This is a genomic window from Mesorhizobium sp. CNPSo 4684, assembly GCF_057784315.1.
Genome location: NZ_JBWLUX010000004.1, coordinates 1 through 16,495, shown reverse-complemented (window position 1 = coordinate 16,495; position 16,495 = coordinate 1). Strand labels below are relative to the sequence as shown.

Genomic DNA, 16,495 nt, shown 5'->3' with positions numbered 1-16,495 from the left:
TGATTTCGAATGATCAATGTCTCTTGAAGATACTTCTCCACTCATATGTCGACAGGTCTAATTATGCCGATGACGGTGCTGCTGTCTTGTGCTATGTTTTGTTCAGCCTGCTGCAAGAATTGCAGCGGTGATGCCGGAGGCTGCCGATGCGTTACCTGAACTCCGCTCACTATATCGATGTGGTGGCCAAGACCGGTTCGATCCGCGCCGCCGCGGAATTGCTCGCCATAACCTCGACGGCGCTTAACCGGCGTATATTGGCGATGGAGGCCGAACTGGGCGTTGCGATTTTCGAGCGACTGCCTCACGGCGTGCGATTGTCCAGCGCCGGCGAACTTCTAGTGCAGCACATGCGCAACCAGTTATCCGATATGGAGCACGTGAAATCGCAGATTGCAGACCTTGCTGGCGCCCGGCGCGGCCATGTGGCGATCGCCTGCAGCCAGGCGCTATTGCCCTACCATCTGCCGATGCAGATATCACTCTACCGCAAGGAACATCCGAATGTGACCTTCGGAGTGCACCTGCGCGACCGGGAGGAGGCCGAGCGCGCCTTGGTCGATCACACGGCCGACATCGCCATCGTCTACGAGCCAACCCGGCTGGCTGCTTTCATGACGCTGATGCGGGTGCACCAGCCGGTGCATGCGGTTATGCGGCCCGATCATCCGCTGGCTTCTCACGAGACGGTGCGGTTGCGCGCTTGCCTCGACTATCCAATCGCGCTTCCCACATCAAGTTACGGCGTGCGCTACCTGCTCGACATCGGGGCGCAATCGTCATCGCTGCAGCTGGAGCCGGTGATTCAGTCGGACAGCTTCGAATTCCTGCGCAACCACGCTATCTCGGAGGATATCATCACCTTCCATTTCCCAATTGGCCTGTCCCACCAGGCGATGACCGGTGACATGACCTCCCGGCCGCTCGACCCGCGCGACGTGCCCGCTGGCATGCTCTATGTCGGCCAACTCAAGGGCCGCACCCTACCGGTGGCCGCTGCCCGTTTCGCCGACCAGCTTTTCGCCTCGCTGGCGCAGCAGTATGACGTGTCGTGATGGCACCTGCCACACAGCTTGATGCACCTGGAAAAAGGGCTGTCGCGTGGTTGCAAGCGTTGCCGGTGTAGACGCACCGTGAGGGGTGAGGCGGCACTGTCCGGCCATTTGTCGGCCCAAGACAATGCTAACAGGCCGCCAAGCCCACCAGTGCAATACCGATCCTTTCTGAAGCGGCGTGGAAGTCACGACGAAAGCGCATCATCCAATGCAGGCTTCAGCGCGTGGTGGACCCTTCAATCCGCTTGAGGGCGCGCATGGCATCCACCTCTTCAAAATTCCCAAATTTCACCTATCACTAACCACCGTAAAATCCGCCTATTCTTCCATGATAGGTTGCAATCGATTGCGACAGTGTGAGACACGAGAAATGGGCTAAGTGTCTGCGTTATATTGCAATATGACACGCGGTGATACACGCTGAGGTCGTATGTAAATTCCCCTAAGCGGCACCAGTTCCCCATCCGACGCAAGCGCGCGACGGCCGCCGCAAGGCCAATCCACGTCACTCCCTACGCAAACGCCTCCCTGCCCGCGTCGACATGCGCCATATGGCTGCCGCCACTGGTGCGAATGTCTCCGGTTCTCTGTTCCAGCACCGGGATTGTCGCGCTATCGGGAAGGACTGCGTCGTCAGACGCTTGGCCATCGATTATGCTGCGTCGCGCAAAATCAATAGTTTCGATTTTGCCGATTATTCGTCAATATAAACTTCAATCATAAAATACAGAACCAATTTTCTTAAGATATTTTAATAGCCTACTGAAGACGTCAAGCAATACAGATTCCAGGCATGCAATTAAACCGGGTCTTAGTGATATGATACAACTCGTCCGACGGGCGTGGCGCGCGAGAAAATCCGTCAACGACACCGCGCATTTGCCAATCATATCCATTTTTAAGCATTCACTCACATAAATATTACAGTTCGGAAGATATTTTGTGTTGCACTGCACCATTGCCCGGCTACACCATTTCCTTGGGGGATTCAGTACCAGGACGTGCGCCGTGGAGGATTCCGCCAAGGTGACCAGCTTGAGTTTTTCGCTGGCCACTATCGATTTCGAGGCTGCCTCGCGCAGGTGCGGGCTTGATGTTGTCGGCGCACTGTCAACGCTGGCAGACCTGAGACCCGGAATGGCGGGCCGCCGGCTTCATCGGAGATCTCAGACCGGCGGAAATGGCTGATGGTCGCGCGCGACAATCAGCTGGACGCGCTGCGCGCCATCGCTGTCACGATGGTTCTCTATTCTCATTTCCTGGCACCCAACGGGTCCTCCTTTTGGGGCCATATCGGCGTGCGGTTGTTCTTCGTGCTGAGCGGCTTCCTGATCACCCGACTGCTGCTCGAAGCCCGCGCCGCGGCCGAATTCGAAGCCGGTCCTGCCTTGAGATCCTTCTACATCAGGCGCGCGCTGCGCATATTCCCGCCCTATTTCGCCGTGCTCGGGTTCGTCTGGCTGACCGATCTGGAGCGGTCCAGCGGATCGCTCGCCTGGCATGCGCTTTACCTGTCGAATTTCTGGTACGCGCTGCGCAACGAATGGACACCCTGGCTACTCGGTCATTTCTGGAGCCTGAGCATCGAGGAGCAGTTCTATATCGCCTGGCCGCTGGCCGTGCTTCTCGCACCGCGCCGGCGCGTGGAAGCGATCACTATCGGCGTCATCCTGTTGTCGCTGGCCTATCGCTTCTACTGGCCGATCACCGCCAACCCGGCGCTGGCGCGCGACCTGCTGCCACCGGCATCGATGGATGCGCTGACCTTGGGTGCTCTGCTTGCCTGCTGGCGGATCAGAGGCGCTGGCCTGCCGCAATGGATGCGGCTAGGCTGGCCAGCCCTTGCAGCCATCTTTCTGGCGATTGAATTGCTTGTCCCGGCACCGGCCGATCCCATGCTGGAATGGGCCCGCTGGGCGCTGCTGGAGATCCTGCCCTTGGTGCCGCTGGTGGCCGTTGTCGCCGCCTGTTCAGCCGGTCTTGGCGGCGCCCTCGGCAGGGTTTTCGAACTGCCGCCGCTGCTGTCACTGGGCCGCATCAGCTACGGCGTCTATCTCTACCATCCGATCCTTCTGTCGCTCGCCGTCAAGTCACAGCCCTGGATACCACTCAATGTCTCGGAGCAGGGGCCAGGGCGGTTCCTGGTCGCGAGCGCCGCCACGATCGCCGTCGCTTCGATCTCGTGGACGGTTTTCGAAAGGCCGCTCAACGGCCTCAAGCGCCGCTTCCCCTATGTCGCGCGCCGCCGCTCCCAGGCACGCGCCGGCGATGCCGTCTGGCTCGGCAGGGCGGAAGCCTATCCCAGCGGATCCCCCGATGGCCGCGCCGCGCTCGACCTCCAGCGAACGGATGCGCAGAGATGACCGCCGCGCCGCTCGTCTCCGTCCTGCTGCCGGTCTACAATGCCGGGCCTTATCTCGCCGCTGCGCTGGGGAGCATCCTGCGGCAGGACTACGATCGCCTGGAGGTCATCGCTATCGATGACGGGTCGACTGACAATTCGCTCGATATCCTCGAACGATACCGCCGGGCCGACAATCGCGTTTCTGTGATCTCACGTGAAAACCGCGGCCTCGTCGCCACCCTCAATGAAGGGCTCCGACTGGCCCAGGGCGAGCTGGTTGCGCGAATGGATGCGGACGATGTTGCCTATCCCTGGCGCCTCTCGCGCCAGGTGGCACTGTTCGAGCGGCGGCCCGAGCTCGGCTTCTGCGGCGCCGGCGTCGATACCTTGCTTCACGGCCGTATCGCCAAGGGCAGACCCGACCCGGTGTTCCGATCCGGCCGGCTCGACATATTGTCGATGTTCTTTACGATATTCATGCATCCGACGGTGGTCTACAACAGGAAGGTCATAGGGAACGATCTCTATTACGACCCCAAATACAGGCACGCCGAGGATTTCGATCTCTTCAGGCGGCTTGCCGGCCGTTTCCCGGCGACCATCTCGCCCGAGAACCTGCTCATCTATCGGGTCCATGCGGGAAGCGTGACCATGCGGCATGCCAAGGAAATGCGCAGGACGCATTTGCGAATTGTGGCCGAAAATCTCGAACGTGAGGGTCTCGCGGAAGCCACTGCGGATCTGCGCGACATCGGCGAGGCCGTTTCGTTCGACACGGTTGCGCGCGCAGCCGATTTCATCCGTGCGCTGGAAGAGCGGATTTCCGCGCTGCCGGCCAGCACACGGCCAATCTTCGAGGCCGGCGCGCTGAACCTGTTCTATTTCCTCTACCAGCTCGTCGGCGACGAAAGAGAACCGCCGCTGACACACGAATTGCTGACGCGGACAGCGAGATGGAACTTCATCCGGCGCCGCGAACAATATGCGCTGCGTCCCGGGGTCTGGGCGCCCTGGCTCAGCCTGGCCTCGATAGCGGCCGGAAAGCGGGCGGACGCGGTGGAATACTTCTTTAAAACCACGCCGGCCGAAGCGGTGCTGGCGCGTTATCAGCGAGGACTGGTATGACCGACAGGCCCCACCCTCTGCTGCGCGATCACCCGTTTGCAAGTGCGCCTGTCCCAACAACTCCCCGATCGGAGCGGCCGTCGCTTGAGGTCAGCTTCATCGTCTGCACGCGCGACCGCGCCGCTGTGCTGGAGGCCTGCATAGCGTCGATCCAGGCTGCATGCCGGGCGCACGCCGCCTTCGCGGCTGAGTTGGTGGTGGTCGACAATGGTTCACGGGACGGCACCTCAAAGCGGCTGGCGGGTATCGCCGAAACTTCAGACATCCCAGTCACAGCCGTCTCGGAGCCCCGTCCCGGACTAGCCGCTGCCCGCAATGCCGGACTGGCGCGAGCGCGAGGCCGCGTACTGGTCTTCATCGACGATGACTGCAAACTCGATCGCGACTATCTCCGCGACCTTGAACGGCACTACCGGAGCGGCGAGAAGTGGCTGATCCGCGGCGGCCGCGTCGAGCTCGGTGATGCCCGGGACCTGCCCTTCACCATCAAGCGCTGCGAGGCACGCGAGCGGCTGACCCCGGCGGTACACCCGGGCGGCTTCGTGCTCGGCTGCAACATGACCATGCACCGCGACGTCGCGGCCCGCATCGGGCCGTTCGACGAACGCTTCGGCGCCGGCGGCCCGCTACGCTCGGCTGAGGATACGGATTATCTCGTACGGGCGATGCTGCTCGGCATGCCGGTCGAGTATGTGCCCGACATGACAGTCTTGCATCATCACGGCCGGCGAGACCGCAAATCGATCGACCGGCTGCACCGCGACTATAGCCTCGGTAATGGTGCGCTCTGCCTGAAACATGCCCGCCACGCCCCGTGGCTGCTTCGCCATGTCTATTGGTCTGCGCGGGCCGCGTTCAAGGAACTGGCGGGACGTCCTCGCTTCGACCGCGACCTCGATCTGTCGCACTGGCCTATTGTCGTCATGAATCTGGCAGGTGCCGCCAGATTTGCGCTGCTCGTCATGATGGGATGGCCAAAACGGTTGCCGTTGCGCCAGGACCGGCAAGCCTGCGAAGCCAATGCGGAGGCCAGAGCGCGATAATGTCACGGATTCCGTCAGCCCTGCCAATGCTGCGCCGCGCGCTTGGTGGCAGGCTGTTGCGGCTCGTTCCCGTCGTGGTGGGGCTCGGGCTTGCGGGCGCCGCGCTGGAAGGCCTCGGCATCGGCCTCATCATTCCGCTGCTCGGCATCATTATGGGGCGTGGCGAAACATCAGGCATGGCCGGTTTCTCCGCCCTCCTCCAGCAGGTTGGAGCGGACCTCGGCGAGCGCGAGCGGCTGATCGCCATTTCGGCCGCCATCCTCGGTTCGATCGTGCTGAAGAATGTCTTTGCCTTCGCCAACACGCTGCTGACCAGTTTCATCTACGGCAAGGCAGGTTATTCGATCCGCAGCGCATTGTCCGAGCAGTTGCTCAGGGTCGGCTATCCCTTTTTCCTGCAGCAAAGCCCCGGACGGCTGCTCAACATCATCTCCAACGAATCCTGGCGAGCGTCCGACGCTATCCAGGCCCTGCTCGGCGCGATCGTCAGCGCCTCGGCCGCCGTCATCCTGCTCGCCTTCCTCCTGCTCCTGTCCTGGCAGATGACGCTGCTGGTGACGCTGGGGCTGGCACTTGTCCAGCTGGCGCACGGGATTTTGTCGTCCAATCTGAAGGCGCCGAGCCGCAGCGTCGTCTCGCGCAACAGCGCACTCGCGTCGCAGATGCTGCATCTGGTGCATGCTGGGCGCCTGATCCGCATCTTCGGGCAGGAGAGCCGCGAAAAGGCGATTTTCGCCAAAGCGTCCGACGGGGTGCGGCGGGCGGCTTTCGTGCTTTCAATCCGCCAGGGCGTCTTGCCGCCGCTGACCGAGGTGTTGCACGCGATGCTGTTCCTGGCGGTGGTGATCGGAGCCTGGCTGGCGAATGTGAGCTTCCCGCTGACCGTTGCCTTCCTCATCCTGCTCTACCGGCTGCAGCCGCATATGCGCGCCTTGCAGATGTCGTGGAGTCAGCTGCAAGGCATGAGCGGCTCGCTGGAGGAGGTGCAATGGCTGCTCGATCCTTCCGACAAGCCCGAGGCGCCGCAGGGCAGCCTGCCGTTCGAGGGCTTGCGCCAAGGGATCAGCTTCGATGATGTGAGCTTCGCCTATTCCGGTGCCCTGTCCGGCCCCGACGCGCGCGAGGCGGTGCTGCATCAGGCGATGTTCGACATCCGCAGCGGCCGCTCGACGGCGCTGATCGGCCGCTCGGGCGCCGGCAAGACGACGATCGTCAATCTCCTGTGCCGCTTCGTAGAACCCGACTGCGGCAGGATCCTCGTCGATGGGGCGCCGCTGGGTGAAATCGACCCAAGGCAGTGGCTGCGGAACATTGCCCTGGCCAGCCAGGAGCTGGAGCTGGTCGACGGCACCATTTTTGAAAACATTGTCTACGGCCACGACACGGCGTCGGCCAGCGACGCCATGCAGGCCGCAAGGCTGGCCGAGGCACATGAATTCATCGAGCACCTGCCGCTGGGTTACGCGACACTTGTCGGATACAGGGGCATCAACCTGTCAGCCGGACAAAGGCAAAGGATCGCCCTGGCCCGGGCGCTGGTGCGCGATCCCGATATTCTCATCCTCGACGAAGCCACCAGCGCGGTGGATGGGTTGTCGGAAGCCGCTATTGTCGAGACGCTGAAGTCACGGGCCGGCCGCCGCACCACCATTGTCATCAGTCATCACCACAGCACCATCTCGTTCTGCGACGACGTGGTGATCTTGAGCCGCGGTCGGGTGAAGAAACAGGCCCCCTTCGCAACGCTGGCAAAGCTCAGCATGGACGAGCTTTACCAACACGGAGCGGGTGAGTGATGGGGCGCACCCGAATCTGCGACGCGGCTTGCGCCCGGCAGCTCGCGGATTGCGATCAATCCTGCCGGCAAACCACCGCCGCGACGCATTCCCGATTGTGCAAAAGCAATTGCCAGGAGGTCAGGCGGCCTTTTTCTTGGCCAACCTGGCCTTGATCGAGGCGACGTCGGCGCGCGGCGTCGCGGCGAACAGCGTCCTGGTGTAGCTGTGCTTGGGGTCGGCAAAGACCTCTTCGCGCGAGCCGTATTCGACCGCCTCGCCGAAGTACATCACCATCACATCGTCGGCGATGTAGCGCACCACGGACAGATCGTGGCTGATGAAGACGTAGGTCAGCTGGAACTCGTCCTGCAAGTCGGCGAGCAGATTGAGCACCTGCGCCTGCACCGACAGATCGAGCGCGGAAACCGGCTCGTCGAGCACCAGAAGGCTCGGGTTCAGCATCAGCGCGCGGGCAATGGCGATGCGCTGGCGCTGGCCGCCCGAGAACATATGCGGGTAGCGGTTGTAGTGCTCGGTTCCAAGGCCGACCTTCTTCAGCATCTTCATGGCGAGGTCGCGCCGCTCTTCGGCCGGCTTGTCGGTGTTGATCAGCAGCGGTTCGCCCAGAACATCGCCGATCTTCTGGCGCGGATTGAGCGAGCCGTAAGGGTTCTGGAAGACGATCTGCACCTTGCGGCGCATCTCCTTGGTCAACCCGCTCCTGGCGATGTCGACCTTGTTGCCGTCGATGAACAGTTCTCCCGACGTTGCCGGATCGATCAGCGTGATAATGCGCGCCAGCGTGGACTTGCCGCAGCCGCTTTCACCGACGATGGCCAGCGTCTTGCCCTTGTCGACGCTGAACGAAACGCCCTTGACTGCAGGCACGGTGCGCGCGCCGCGAAACAGGCCGCCGCCGACGTGATAGTCGCGCTTGATGTTCTTGCCTTCGACGACCTTGATGCTCATCAGGCGACTCCGGCGGCCGGTTCGAACAGCATGTCTGAGACGGTCGGCAGCCTGTCGCCGACGGCGTTGTCCGGCAGCGCCGACAACAGCGCTCGGGTGTAATTGCTCTTCGGCGATTCAAACAGCGACAGCACGTCGGCCTCTTCCATCTTGCGGCCCTTGTACTGGACGATGACGCGGTCGGCGGTCTCGGCCACGACGCCCATATTGTGGGTGATCATGATCAGGCCCATGCCGTATTTGACCTGCAGCGAGACCAGCAAATCGAGGATCTGCTTCTGGATGGTGACGTCGAGGGCGGTGGTCGGCTCGTCGGCGATCAGGAGCTTCGGATTGCAGGCGATGGCGATGGCGATCATGACGCGCTGGCACTGGCCGCCCGACATCTGGTGCGGGAACGAGTTCAGCCGTTCCGCCGGCTCGGCAATGCCGACCTGCGTCAGCAACTCGATGGCGCGCTCGCGGCGCTGGGCCTTGTCCATGCCCATATGGAAGCGCAGCACTTCCTCGATCTGGAAGCCGACCGTGAAGCACGGATTGAGGCTGGCCATCGGCTCCTGGAAGATCATCGACATGTCCTTGCCGACGATCTTGCGGCGCTCGGCCGGGCTCATCTTCAGGAGGTCGCGGCCGTTGAAGCTCATCTCGTCGGCAGTGACCGTCGCGGTCCACGGCAACAGGCCCATCACCGCCAGCATCGACACCGACTTGCCGGAGCCGGATTCGCCGACGATGGCCAGCACTTCACGTTCGTTGACATGGAGCGAGACGCCGTCGACCGCGCGGAACGGGCCGGATGCGGTCTGGAACTCGACGACGAGATTGCGGATGTTGAGCAGCGCCATCACGACCTCCTCAGCTTCGGATCAAGCGCATCGCGCAGGCCGTCGCCGATCAGGTTGATGGCCAGAACGGTGATGAGGATGGCGAGGCCGGGGAACGTCACCACCCACCAGGCGCGCAGGATGAATTCACGCGCCGAGGCGAGCATGGTTCCCCATTCCGGCGTCGGCGGCTGGGCGCCGAGGCCGAGGAAGCCGAGAGCGGCCGCCTCGAGGATGGCGTTGGAGAAAGACAGCGTGCCCTGGACGATCAGCGGCGCCAGGCAGTTGGGCAGGATGGTGCGCAGCATCAGCCGGATATGTCCGGCGCCGGCAACCTTGGCAGCGACCACATATTCGCGGCTCTTTTCGGCCATGACAGCGGCGCGCACCAGGCGCGCGAAATGCGGCTGCAGGACAAGCGCAATGGCCAGCATGGCGTTGAACAGGCCGGGGCCGAGGATGGTGACCAGAACCAGCGCCAGCAGCAGCGACGGGAAGGACAGGATCAAATCCATGACGCGCATGATCGCCACGTCGACCCAGCCGCGGAAATAGCCGGCCAGCAGGCCGAGCGTGATGCCGCCGGTAAGTGCCAGCGTGACGACGACGGCGCCGATCAGCAGCGAGAAACGCGCGCCATAGAGCAGGCGCGAGAGCATGTCGCGGCCGACCGCATCGGTGCCAAGCAGATATTGCGCGCTGCCGCCCGCCTGCCATGCCGGCGGCCGCAAGAAAGCGGTCTTGTCCTGGATGTCGGGCGCATAGGGCGCCAGCAGCGGCGCAAAGAGTGCTGCCAGCACCAGCAGGATGAAGACGAACAGGCCGATGACGGCGCCGCGGTTCACCGAGAAATAGTGCCAGAAGGTCCTGAAGCCGGTCAGGCGATCAGGATTGCCAGCGGCCATCGGGGCGATTTCGGTCGACTGGCTCATCACGCTGCCCTAATGCGCGGGTTGATGACGGCATAAAGCACGTCGACGATCAGGTTCACGGCCATGACGATAAGGGCGATCAAGAGCAAGCCCGACTGCACGACGACATAGTCGCGCTTGGATATGGAATCGACCATCCACTTGCCGATGCCCGGCCAGGCGAAGATGGTTTCGGTGAGAATGGCGCCGGCGAGCAGCGTACTGACCTGCAGGCCGATGGTGGTGACCACCGGGATGAGCGCATTGCGTAGCGCGTGCACGCCGATGACGCGGGACGACGACAGCCCCTTGGCGCGGGCGGTCCGCACATAGTCCTCGCCCAGCACTTCGAGCATGGCCGAGCGCGTCTGGCGCGCGATCACCGCCAGCGGGATGGTGCCGAGTACTATTGTCGGCAGCACCAGATGGCTCAATGCCGAGCGGAAAGCATCCCATTTGCCGTAGAGCAGGCTGTCGAGGGTCAGGAAGCCGGTGATCGGCTTGATGAAGAACTGCAGGCCGATGCGGCCGGAAACCGGGGTCCAGCCGAGATAGCCGGAGAAAAAGATGATCAGCAGCAGGCCCCACCAGAAGATCGGCATGGAATAGCCGACAAGGGCTGTGCCCATCAGCCCCTGGTCGAACCACGAGCCGCGCTTGACCGCGGCGAAGATGCCCGCGGGAATGCCCAGCAGCATGGCGAAGATCATGGCAAAGACAGAGAGCTCGATGGTTGCCGGGAAGAGCGTCATGAAATCTTCGATGACCGGGCGCTTGGACGAGATCGACACGCCGAAATTACCGGTCGCGGCACCGCGAACATAATGCGCATATTGCTGCCAGATCGGCAGATTGTAGCCGAACTGCTCCTTCAGTTCTTCGTAGCGCGCGGGCGACACGCCATGCTCGCCGGCCATGGCAAGGATGGGATCGCCGGGCAGCAGCCTGACAAAAGCGAAGGCACAGATGGTGATGCCGATCAGCGTCGGGAGCACCAAGGCGATTTTGTTGAGGAGATATCGGAGCATCTTGAAAAGGGGGCGGCGCCTGATTGCGCGCCGCCCGCCTAACAGTTCTATTCGGCCTTGTCGACGCCGTCGAAGCGATGAATGCCGAGCGGATCCATCATGTAGCCGCTGACATTCTTGCGTACGACTGCGTAAACCTGGCTGTGTGCCATGAGAAAGGCCGGAGCCTGCTTGGCAAAGACCACCTGCGCCTGCTCATAGAGCTTGGTGCGTTCGGCCTGGTCGCTGGTCTTCTTGGCCTTCTGGATCAGGTCCTCGAAGTCCTTGTCGCACCAGCTGGAGTAGTTCGACACGCCGATGGCCGAGCAGGCGAACAGCGTGGCGAAGAAGTTGTCCGGATCGCCATTGTCACCGGTCCAGCCGATCTGGAAGGCGCCGGGGCGTTCCTTCTTCTTGCCTTCCTCGCGATACTTCGTCCACTCGTAGCTGACGATCTCCGCCTTGACACCGACCTTGGCCCAGTCAGCCTGGATCAGCTCGGCGGCACGCTGGAAGTTCGGGTTGTAGGGACGAACGCGATCGGAGGCCCAGAGCTGGATCTCCTTCAGCCCGGCATCGGCCAGCACCTTCTTGGCCGCTTCCGGATCATAGGCGTCGGACTTCACGTCCTTGTTCCATGACCACATGGTCGGGGGGATCAGGTTTTCGGCCGGCGTGGCGCCGGCGTCCTGGAACAGCGACTTGATGAGCGACGCCCGGTCGATCGCCTGGTTGAGTGCGTGGCGCACTTCAGGCTTGTCGAGCGGCGGGATGGTGGTGTTGTAGCTCATATAGCCGATGTTCAGGCCGGCCTGATCCATCAGGGTCACGTCGGCGTTGGCCTTGATCGTGCCGATGTCGGCAGGATTCGGATAGGGCGCGATGTCGCATTCGCCGGCGAGCACCTTCTGGATGCGGGCGGTCGCGTCAGGGGTGATGGCGAAGACGAGATCGTCGATCTTTTCCTTGCCCTTGAAGTAATCCGGGTTGGCCGCATAGCGGATCACCGAATCCAGCTGGTAGTCGACGAACTGGAATGGACCGGTGCCGATCGGCTTGGTCGAGAAGTCGGCCATCTTGCCTTCCTTCTCGAGCTGATCGGCATATTCCTTCGACACGATCGAGGCGAAGTCCATGCCGAGATTGGCCAGCATCGGCGCGTTCGGCTCGGTCAGCGTCAGCTTGACGGTCAGGTCATCGACCTTTTCCCACTTGGCGACGTATTTCGGCATGTCCATGCCGGTGTAGTAGTCCCAGGTCAGGTTCGGCAGGTATTTTTCGCCGTTCCAGGGGTTTTCCTTGTTGAACTGGCGATCGAAGGAAAAGACGACGTCGTCTGCATTGAGGTCACGCGTCGGCTTGAAGAAATCCGTTGTCTGGAACTTCACGCCCGGATGCAGGTGGAAAGTATAGACCAGGCCGTCGTCGGAGATTTCCCACTTGTCGGCAAGACCGGGCTCGATCTCGGTGCCGCCATGCTTGAATTCGACCAGGCGCGAATAGACGGTACGCGACGAGGCATCGAAGTCGTTGCCGCCCGTCGTGGTACCCGGGTCGAAGTTGGCCGGCGAGGCCTCCGAGCAGTAGACCAGCGTCTTGGCATTGGCCACGCCGCCGAGGACGCTTGCAGCCAGCAACGCGGCTGCAAAAGTCAGTTTCTTTTTCATTGAGCACTCCCTGATGTTCTTCCAAGCCCCTCTATCAGGCTCGCGAAGCGCGCATATAAGCACCGTTTTTCCGGCTTTGGAACACCTTGTTTGCCTACCCCACCGTAAGCAGAAAATATTTCTCGCCTTTTGCTCGATTTCAGAAATAAATAGCAAAATCTGCTAATCACGGGATTGTTAACGACCGCATTTTTTCATTGATGACCGATATCGCTGGAACAATGATCCACGGGCCTGGGGTCCCTCATGCCATCGCGACAAGCTAGTGCCTAAGGCCACAGCGCGGGACAGGTTTTGACGGCAAATCTTTGCCGTCCTGCCGTCGGGGCAAGACTTGCACGGCCGCCGATAGTCGCAATAGATAGATGACACGCCGGATTTCCCGGAATACGCGACATCGCTGCAGCGGAGGACGCCTCACAACGCCGAGGCGGTGCAGCATGGAGCAGGCAACGAACGACTGAGGGAGGCTAGAGGTGGCAAAAGCAACAAAGACAACGGCCCCGGCGAAAGCAAAAGCGGCAACTGCTTCAAAACCCGCCACTGCTGCCGCCAAGCCGAAAGCGCCACCGGCCAAGACCGCCGCCAAGCCCAAGGCAGCCAGCGCGCCGGCGAAGGCAAGCGCCAAGCCGGCAGCGAAACCTGCGACCAAGCCCGCGGCCGCGAAGACAGCACCTTTTGCAAAGCCTGCCGCCAGCCCTGCAGCGAAAACGGCGGCGGCAAAGCCGGCCTCAAAACCGGCGCCGAGCCCCGCTAAAAAACTGCCGAAGACGCTGACGGCGCTTGCCGCAGGCTTGCCGGACAAGCCGTGGCTCAAAAGCTATTCGAAAGCCATGCCGGCCGAGATTGGAGCCCTGCCCTACAGTTCCATCGGCGACTTCCTGGTCGGCGCCTGCAAACAGTTTTCCGGCCAGCCGGCTTTCGTGTGCATGGGCAAGTCGATCTCCTATGCCGAACTCGAGCGGCAATCGGCCGCCTTCGGCGCCTATCTGCAATCGAAGGGTCTGCAGCAGGGCGCCCGCGTGGCGCTGATGATGCCGAATGTGCTGCAATATCCGGTGGCGATGATGGCTGTGCTTCGCGCCGGCTATGTCGTGGTGAACATCAATCCGCTCTACACGCCGCGCGAGCTCGAACATCAGCTCAAGGATTCCGGTGCGCAGGCGATCGTCATTCTGGAGAATTTCGCCAGCACCCTGGACGCGGTGATCGCCAGGACGGCGGTCAAGCATGTAGTGGTCGCGGCAATGGGCGACATGCTCGGCGGCCTCAAGGGGACGATCGTCAACCTCGTCGTGCGGCGGGTGAAGAAGATGGTGCCGTCCTGGTCGCTGCCCGGCCATGTCAAGTTCAATGCAGCCGTGAAGGCCGGCGCCGGTATCGCCTTCAAGCCAGCCAAGATGGAAGCAAGCGACGTCGCCTTCCTGCAATATACCGGCGGCACCACGGGGATTTCCAAAGGTGCTGTGCTGCTCCACTCCAATGTGCTGTCCAATGTGGCGCAGAACACGCTGTGGCTGCAGGACGCCTACGCGATCAAGCCGAAGCCGGCGCATCTCAACTTCATTTGCGCGCTGCCGCTCTACCATATCTTCGCGCTGACGGTGAACGCGCTGATGGGTATGCAGCAGGGCGCCCAGAACGTGCTGGTTCCCAACCCGCGCGACATACCCGGCTTCGTCAAGGAACTGCAGAAATACCCGATGCACATTTTCCCGGGCCTCAACACGCTGTTCAACGCACTGCTCAACAATGAGGATTTCCGCAAGCTCGACTTCAAACCGCTGATCATGACGCTGGGCGGCGGCATGGCGGTGCAGAAGGGGGTTGCCGAGCGCTGGAAGGCGTTGACCGGCAACTCGATCACCGAGGGCTACGGGCTGTCGGAGACCTCGCCCGTGGCCACCGCCAACAGGTTCAGCGACAGCAATTTCACCGGCACGATCGGCCTGCCGCTGCCCTCGACCGAAATCGTCATCCGCGACGATGACGGCAACAATCTGCCGCTGGGCGAGGTCGGCGAGATCTGCATCCGCGGGCCGCAGGTGATGGCCGGTTACTGGAACCGGCCGGATGAGACCGCCAAGGTGATGACCAAGGACGGTTTCTTCAAATCCGGCGACATGGGCTTCATGGACGAGCGCGGCTACACCAAGATCGTCGACCGCAAGAAAGACATGATCCTGGTCTCCGGCTTCAACGTCTATCCGAACGAGCTCGAGGAAGTCGTCGCCCAGCATCCGGGCGTGCTGGAAGTGGCGGCAATCGGCGTGCCGGACGAGCATTCGGGCGAGGTGCCAAAATTGTTCGTGGTCAAGAAGGACCCGGCGCTGACCGTCGAGGCACTGACCGCCTATTGCCGCGAGAACCTGACCGGCTACAAGCGGCCGAAATACATCGAGTTCCGGACCGAACTGCCGAAGACGCCGGTGGGCAAGATTTTGCGCCGGGCGCTGCGGGAATAGTGGATGATTTGCGGGACGGTGCTGGCGATGGCGGGATCGTGGACGTCGGACGACGTCCCGACCCGGCAACATTCATCAAAGCAAACCTGCGGCTAGCGCCCGTTCCCGCGCTTCCTGAAATCCAGCTCTATACGGCTCATCCCGGAAGTGGCCTGAGGCGGCTGGTCGATCCGCATCAAAGCGCGGACGACGATGCGGTCGAGCCGGACGACGATGCGCCCGAACCGCAGCCACCCTACTGGGCCTATGCCTGGGCCGGCGGCGCGGTACTTGCGCGCTATCTACTCAGCCAGCCGCAAAGCGTGGTCGGCCGCCGCGTGCTCGATCTCGGCGCCGGCTCCGGCCTCGTCGGCATCGCCGCCGCGAAGGCCGGCGCCAGCGCGGTGATGGCGGCCGAGATCGACCGCAACGGCGTTGCCGCAATCGGCCTCAACGCGGCGGCCAACGGTGTCGAGATCACCATTCTCGACCAGGATATCACCACGGGCCTGCCGCCGGCGGTCGACGTCGTGCTCGCAGGCGACGTGTTCTACGATCGCGAGGTTGCCCTGCGGGTTATCCCATTCCTCGACCGCTGCCTGGCAGCCGGCATCGAGGTGCTGGTCGGCGATCCCCGTCGCAACGACCTGCCGCTGTCAAGACTGCGGTTGCTGGCGGAGTATCAGGTGCCGGATTTCGGCGACGCAAAGGGTGCTGAGACCAGACCGAGCGGTGTCTTCGCGTTCGAGCCGGATGATCGTAGCGCCAAGATCAAAACCAAATCACTCTGAATGACGATCCGACCTCATGGCGGACCTATGCCTCGCGCGAGGAGAACGGGAGCTATGCGCCAGTAGCTGCCATTCCCGGCGCTTCTCCAAACCTGACCTTCGCGCTACGGCTAGAGTCGACCCTAAGCGGAAGCTCGCTTGCTCCGGGTCAATTCACGGCCATGACCCAAAGTAGCCCTTCGGCAGCACCGGCGATCGGACCATAACGACGCCGTGTGAGGAATGGCCCAAGGGACGTGGTGAGTTGATCGCTGTCGGCGCCGGCACTGCACGCTCGCATTCGAGGTAGGACTGGAATACGCTCGCCACCCGGAGCTTCGACCTACGGGAGAGGCAGGACACAAGCATGGAGCGACGCCTCACCGCAATCCTTGCTGCCGACGTCGTCGGCTACAGCCGCCTCATGGGAGCCGACGAGGTTGGCACGCTTGCGCATCTTAAGAGGCTGCGCGCCGAAGTGATCGAGCCCAAGATCACAGAGTCGCACGGACGCATCGTCGGTTCCGCTGGCGACAGCCTACTTGTCGAATTCGCCAG

At 62.3% G+C, this 16,495-nt stretch carries 12 protein-coding genes and 1 pseudogene; 8 read left to right on the top strand and 5 right to left on the bottom strand.

All coding sequences use genetic code 11. The features are described from left to right. Positions 1-146 precede the first annotated feature (146 nt). The 5 genes from AC04SG_RS04395 (at position 147) to AC04SG_RS04375 (ending at position 7,363) form a co-directional block, all read left to right on the top strand. Complete coding sequence (locus AC04SG_RS04395; RefSeq protein ID WP_488550065.1) at positions 147-1,055, top strand: LysR family transcriptional regulator; 909 nt, start codon at positions 147-149, stop codon at positions 1,053-1,055. A 1,187-nt stretch (positions 1,056-2,242) separates the two neighbouring features. Further along, entirely contained in the window at positions 2,243-3,418 is a 1,176-nt protein-coding gene (locus AC04SG_RS04390) for an acyltransferase family protein (RefSeq protein ID WP_488550064.1), read from the top strand. After that, positions 3,415-4,524, top strand: coding sequence for a glycosyltransferase family 2 protein (locus AC04SG_RS04385; RefSeq protein ID WP_488550063.1), 1,110 nt, complete (start codon positions 3,415-3,417; stop codon positions 4,522-4,524). Before AC04SG_RS04390 ends, AC04SG_RS04385 begins: the two co-directional genes overlap by 4 nt. After that, a complete protein-coding gene (locus AC04SG_RS04380) occupies positions 4,521-5,567 on the top strand; it encodes a glycosyltransferase family 2 protein (protein WP_488550062.1) in 1,047 nt (348 codons plus the stop codon). The genes AC04SG_RS04385 and AC04SG_RS04380 overlap by 4 nt, the downstream gene beginning before the upstream one ends. Beyond that, on the top strand, positions 5,567-7,363 hold the full coding sequence (locus tag AC04SG_RS04375) for an ABC transporter ATP-binding protein (protein ID WP_488550061.1): 1,797 nt from the start codon (positions 5,567-5,569) through the stop codon (positions 7,361-7,363). The genes AC04SG_RS04380 and AC04SG_RS04375 overlap by 1 nt, the downstream gene beginning before the upstream one ends. A 120-nt stretch (positions 7,364-7,483) precedes the next feature. On the opposite strand, the gene AC04SG_RS04370 is transcribed toward AC04SG_RS04375, so the two are convergent. The 5 genes from AC04SG_RS04370 to AC04SG_RS04350 are packed head-to-tail and all read right to left on the bottom strand — an operon-like array spanning position 7,484 to position 12,723. Continuing rightward, complete coding sequence (locus tag AC04SG_RS04370) at positions 7,484-8,314, bottom strand: dipeptide ABC transporter ATP-binding protein (RefSeq protein ID WP_488550060.1); 831 nt, start codon at positions 8,312-8,314, stop codon at positions 7,484-7,486. Continuing rightward, positions 8,314-9,159: an ABC transporter ATP-binding protein gene (locus AC04SG_RS04365; protein WP_112560673.1), complete on the bottom strand. Its 846-nt coding sequence runs from the start codon at positions 9,157-9,159 to the stop codon at positions 8,314-8,316. Before AC04SG_RS04365 ends, AC04SG_RS04370 begins: the two co-directional genes overlap by 1 nt. Continuing rightward, a complete protein-coding gene (locus AC04SG_RS04360; protein ID WP_436261874.1) occupies positions 9,159-10,043 on the bottom strand; it encodes an ABC transporter permease subunit in 885 nt (294 codons plus the stop codon). Before AC04SG_RS04360 ends, AC04SG_RS04365 begins: the two co-directional genes overlap by 1 nt. Positions 10,044-10,069: 26 nt before the next feature. Beyond that, entirely contained in the window at positions 10,070-11,077 is a 1,008-nt protein-coding gene (locus AC04SG_RS04355) for an ABC transporter permease subunit (protein WP_488550059.1), read from the bottom strand. A 47-nt stretch (positions 11,078-11,124) separates the two neighbouring features. Beyond that, positions 11,125-12,723 (bottom strand): ABC transporter substrate-binding protein, encoded by a 1,599-nt coding sequence (locus AC04SG_RS04350; RefSeq protein ID WP_203277786.1) that lies wholly within the window; start codon positions 12,721-12,723, stop codon positions 11,125-11,127. 476 nt (positions 12,724-13,199) lie between these two features. On the opposite strand from AC04SG_RS04350, the gene AC04SG_RS04345 reads away from it, so the two are divergent. The 3 genes and pseudogenes from AC04SG_RS04345 to AC04SG_RS04335 all read left to right on the top strand — a co-directional run. After that, positions 13,200-15,188 (top strand): long-chain-fatty-acid--CoA ligase, encoded by a 1,989-nt coding sequence (locus tag AC04SG_RS04345; protein WP_488550058.1) that lies wholly within the window; start codon positions 13,200-13,202, stop codon positions 15,186-15,188. 38 nt (positions 15,189-15,226) lie between these two features. Next, the gene (locus AC04SG_RS04340; RefSeq protein WP_488550057.1) at positions 15,227-15,958 is read left to right on the top strand and encodes a class I SAM-dependent methyltransferase; all 732 of its coding nucleotides are present in this window, start codon (positions 15,227-15,229) and stop codon (positions 15,956-15,958) included. A 346-nt stretch (positions 15,959-16,304) separates the two neighbouring features. Continuing rightward, positions 16,305-16,495 (top strand): annotated as a pseudogene (locus AC04SG_RS04335) (adenylate/guanylate cyclase domain-containing protein); the annotation flags it as partial.

What these genes read in the sequence shown, in the direction of transcription:
- AC04SG_RS04385 (WP_488550063.1), top strand. Translation starts at nt 3,415, where the DNA reads ATGACCGCCGCGCCGCTCGTCTCCGTCCTGCTGCCGGTCTACAATGCC.
- AC04SG_RS04355 (WP_488550059.1), bottom strand. Translation starts at nt 11,077, where the DNA reads ATGCTCCGATATCTCCTCAACAAAATCGCCTTGGTGCTCCCGACGCTG.
- AC04SG_RS04395 (WP_488550065.1), top strand. Translation starts at nt 147, where the DNA reads ATGCGTTACCTGAACTCCGCTCACTATATCGATGTGGTGGCCAAGACC.
- AC04SG_RS04375 (WP_488550061.1), top strand. Translation starts at nt 5,567, where the DNA reads ATGTCACGGATTCCGTCAGCCCTGCCAATGCTGCGCCGCGCGCTTGGT.
- AC04SG_RS04380 (WP_488550062.1), top strand. Translation starts at nt 4,521, where the DNA reads ATGACCGACAGGCCCCACCCTCTGCTGCGCGATCACCCGTTTGCAAGT.
- AC04SG_RS04350 (WP_203277786.1), bottom strand. Translation starts at nt 12,723, where the DNA reads ATGAAAAAGAAACTGACTTTTGCAGCCGCGTTGCTGGCTGCAAGCGTC.
- AC04SG_RS04365 (WP_112560673.1), bottom strand. Translation starts at nt 9,159, where the DNA reads ATGGCGCTGCTCAACATCCGCAATCTCGTCGTCGAGTTCCAGACCGCA.
- AC04SG_RS04360 (WP_436261874.1), bottom strand. Translation starts at nt 10,043, where the DNA reads ATGGCCGCTGGCAATCCTGATCGCCTGACCGGCTTCAGGACCTTCTGG.
- AC04SG_RS04370 (WP_488550060.1), bottom strand. Translation starts at nt 8,314, where the DNA reads ATGAGCATCAAGGTCGTCGAAGGCAAGAACATCAAGCGCGACTATCAC.
- AC04SG_RS04390 (WP_488550064.1), top strand. Translation starts at nt 2,243, where the DNA reads ATGGTCGCGCGCGACAATCAGCTGGACGCGCTGCGCGCCATCGCTGTC.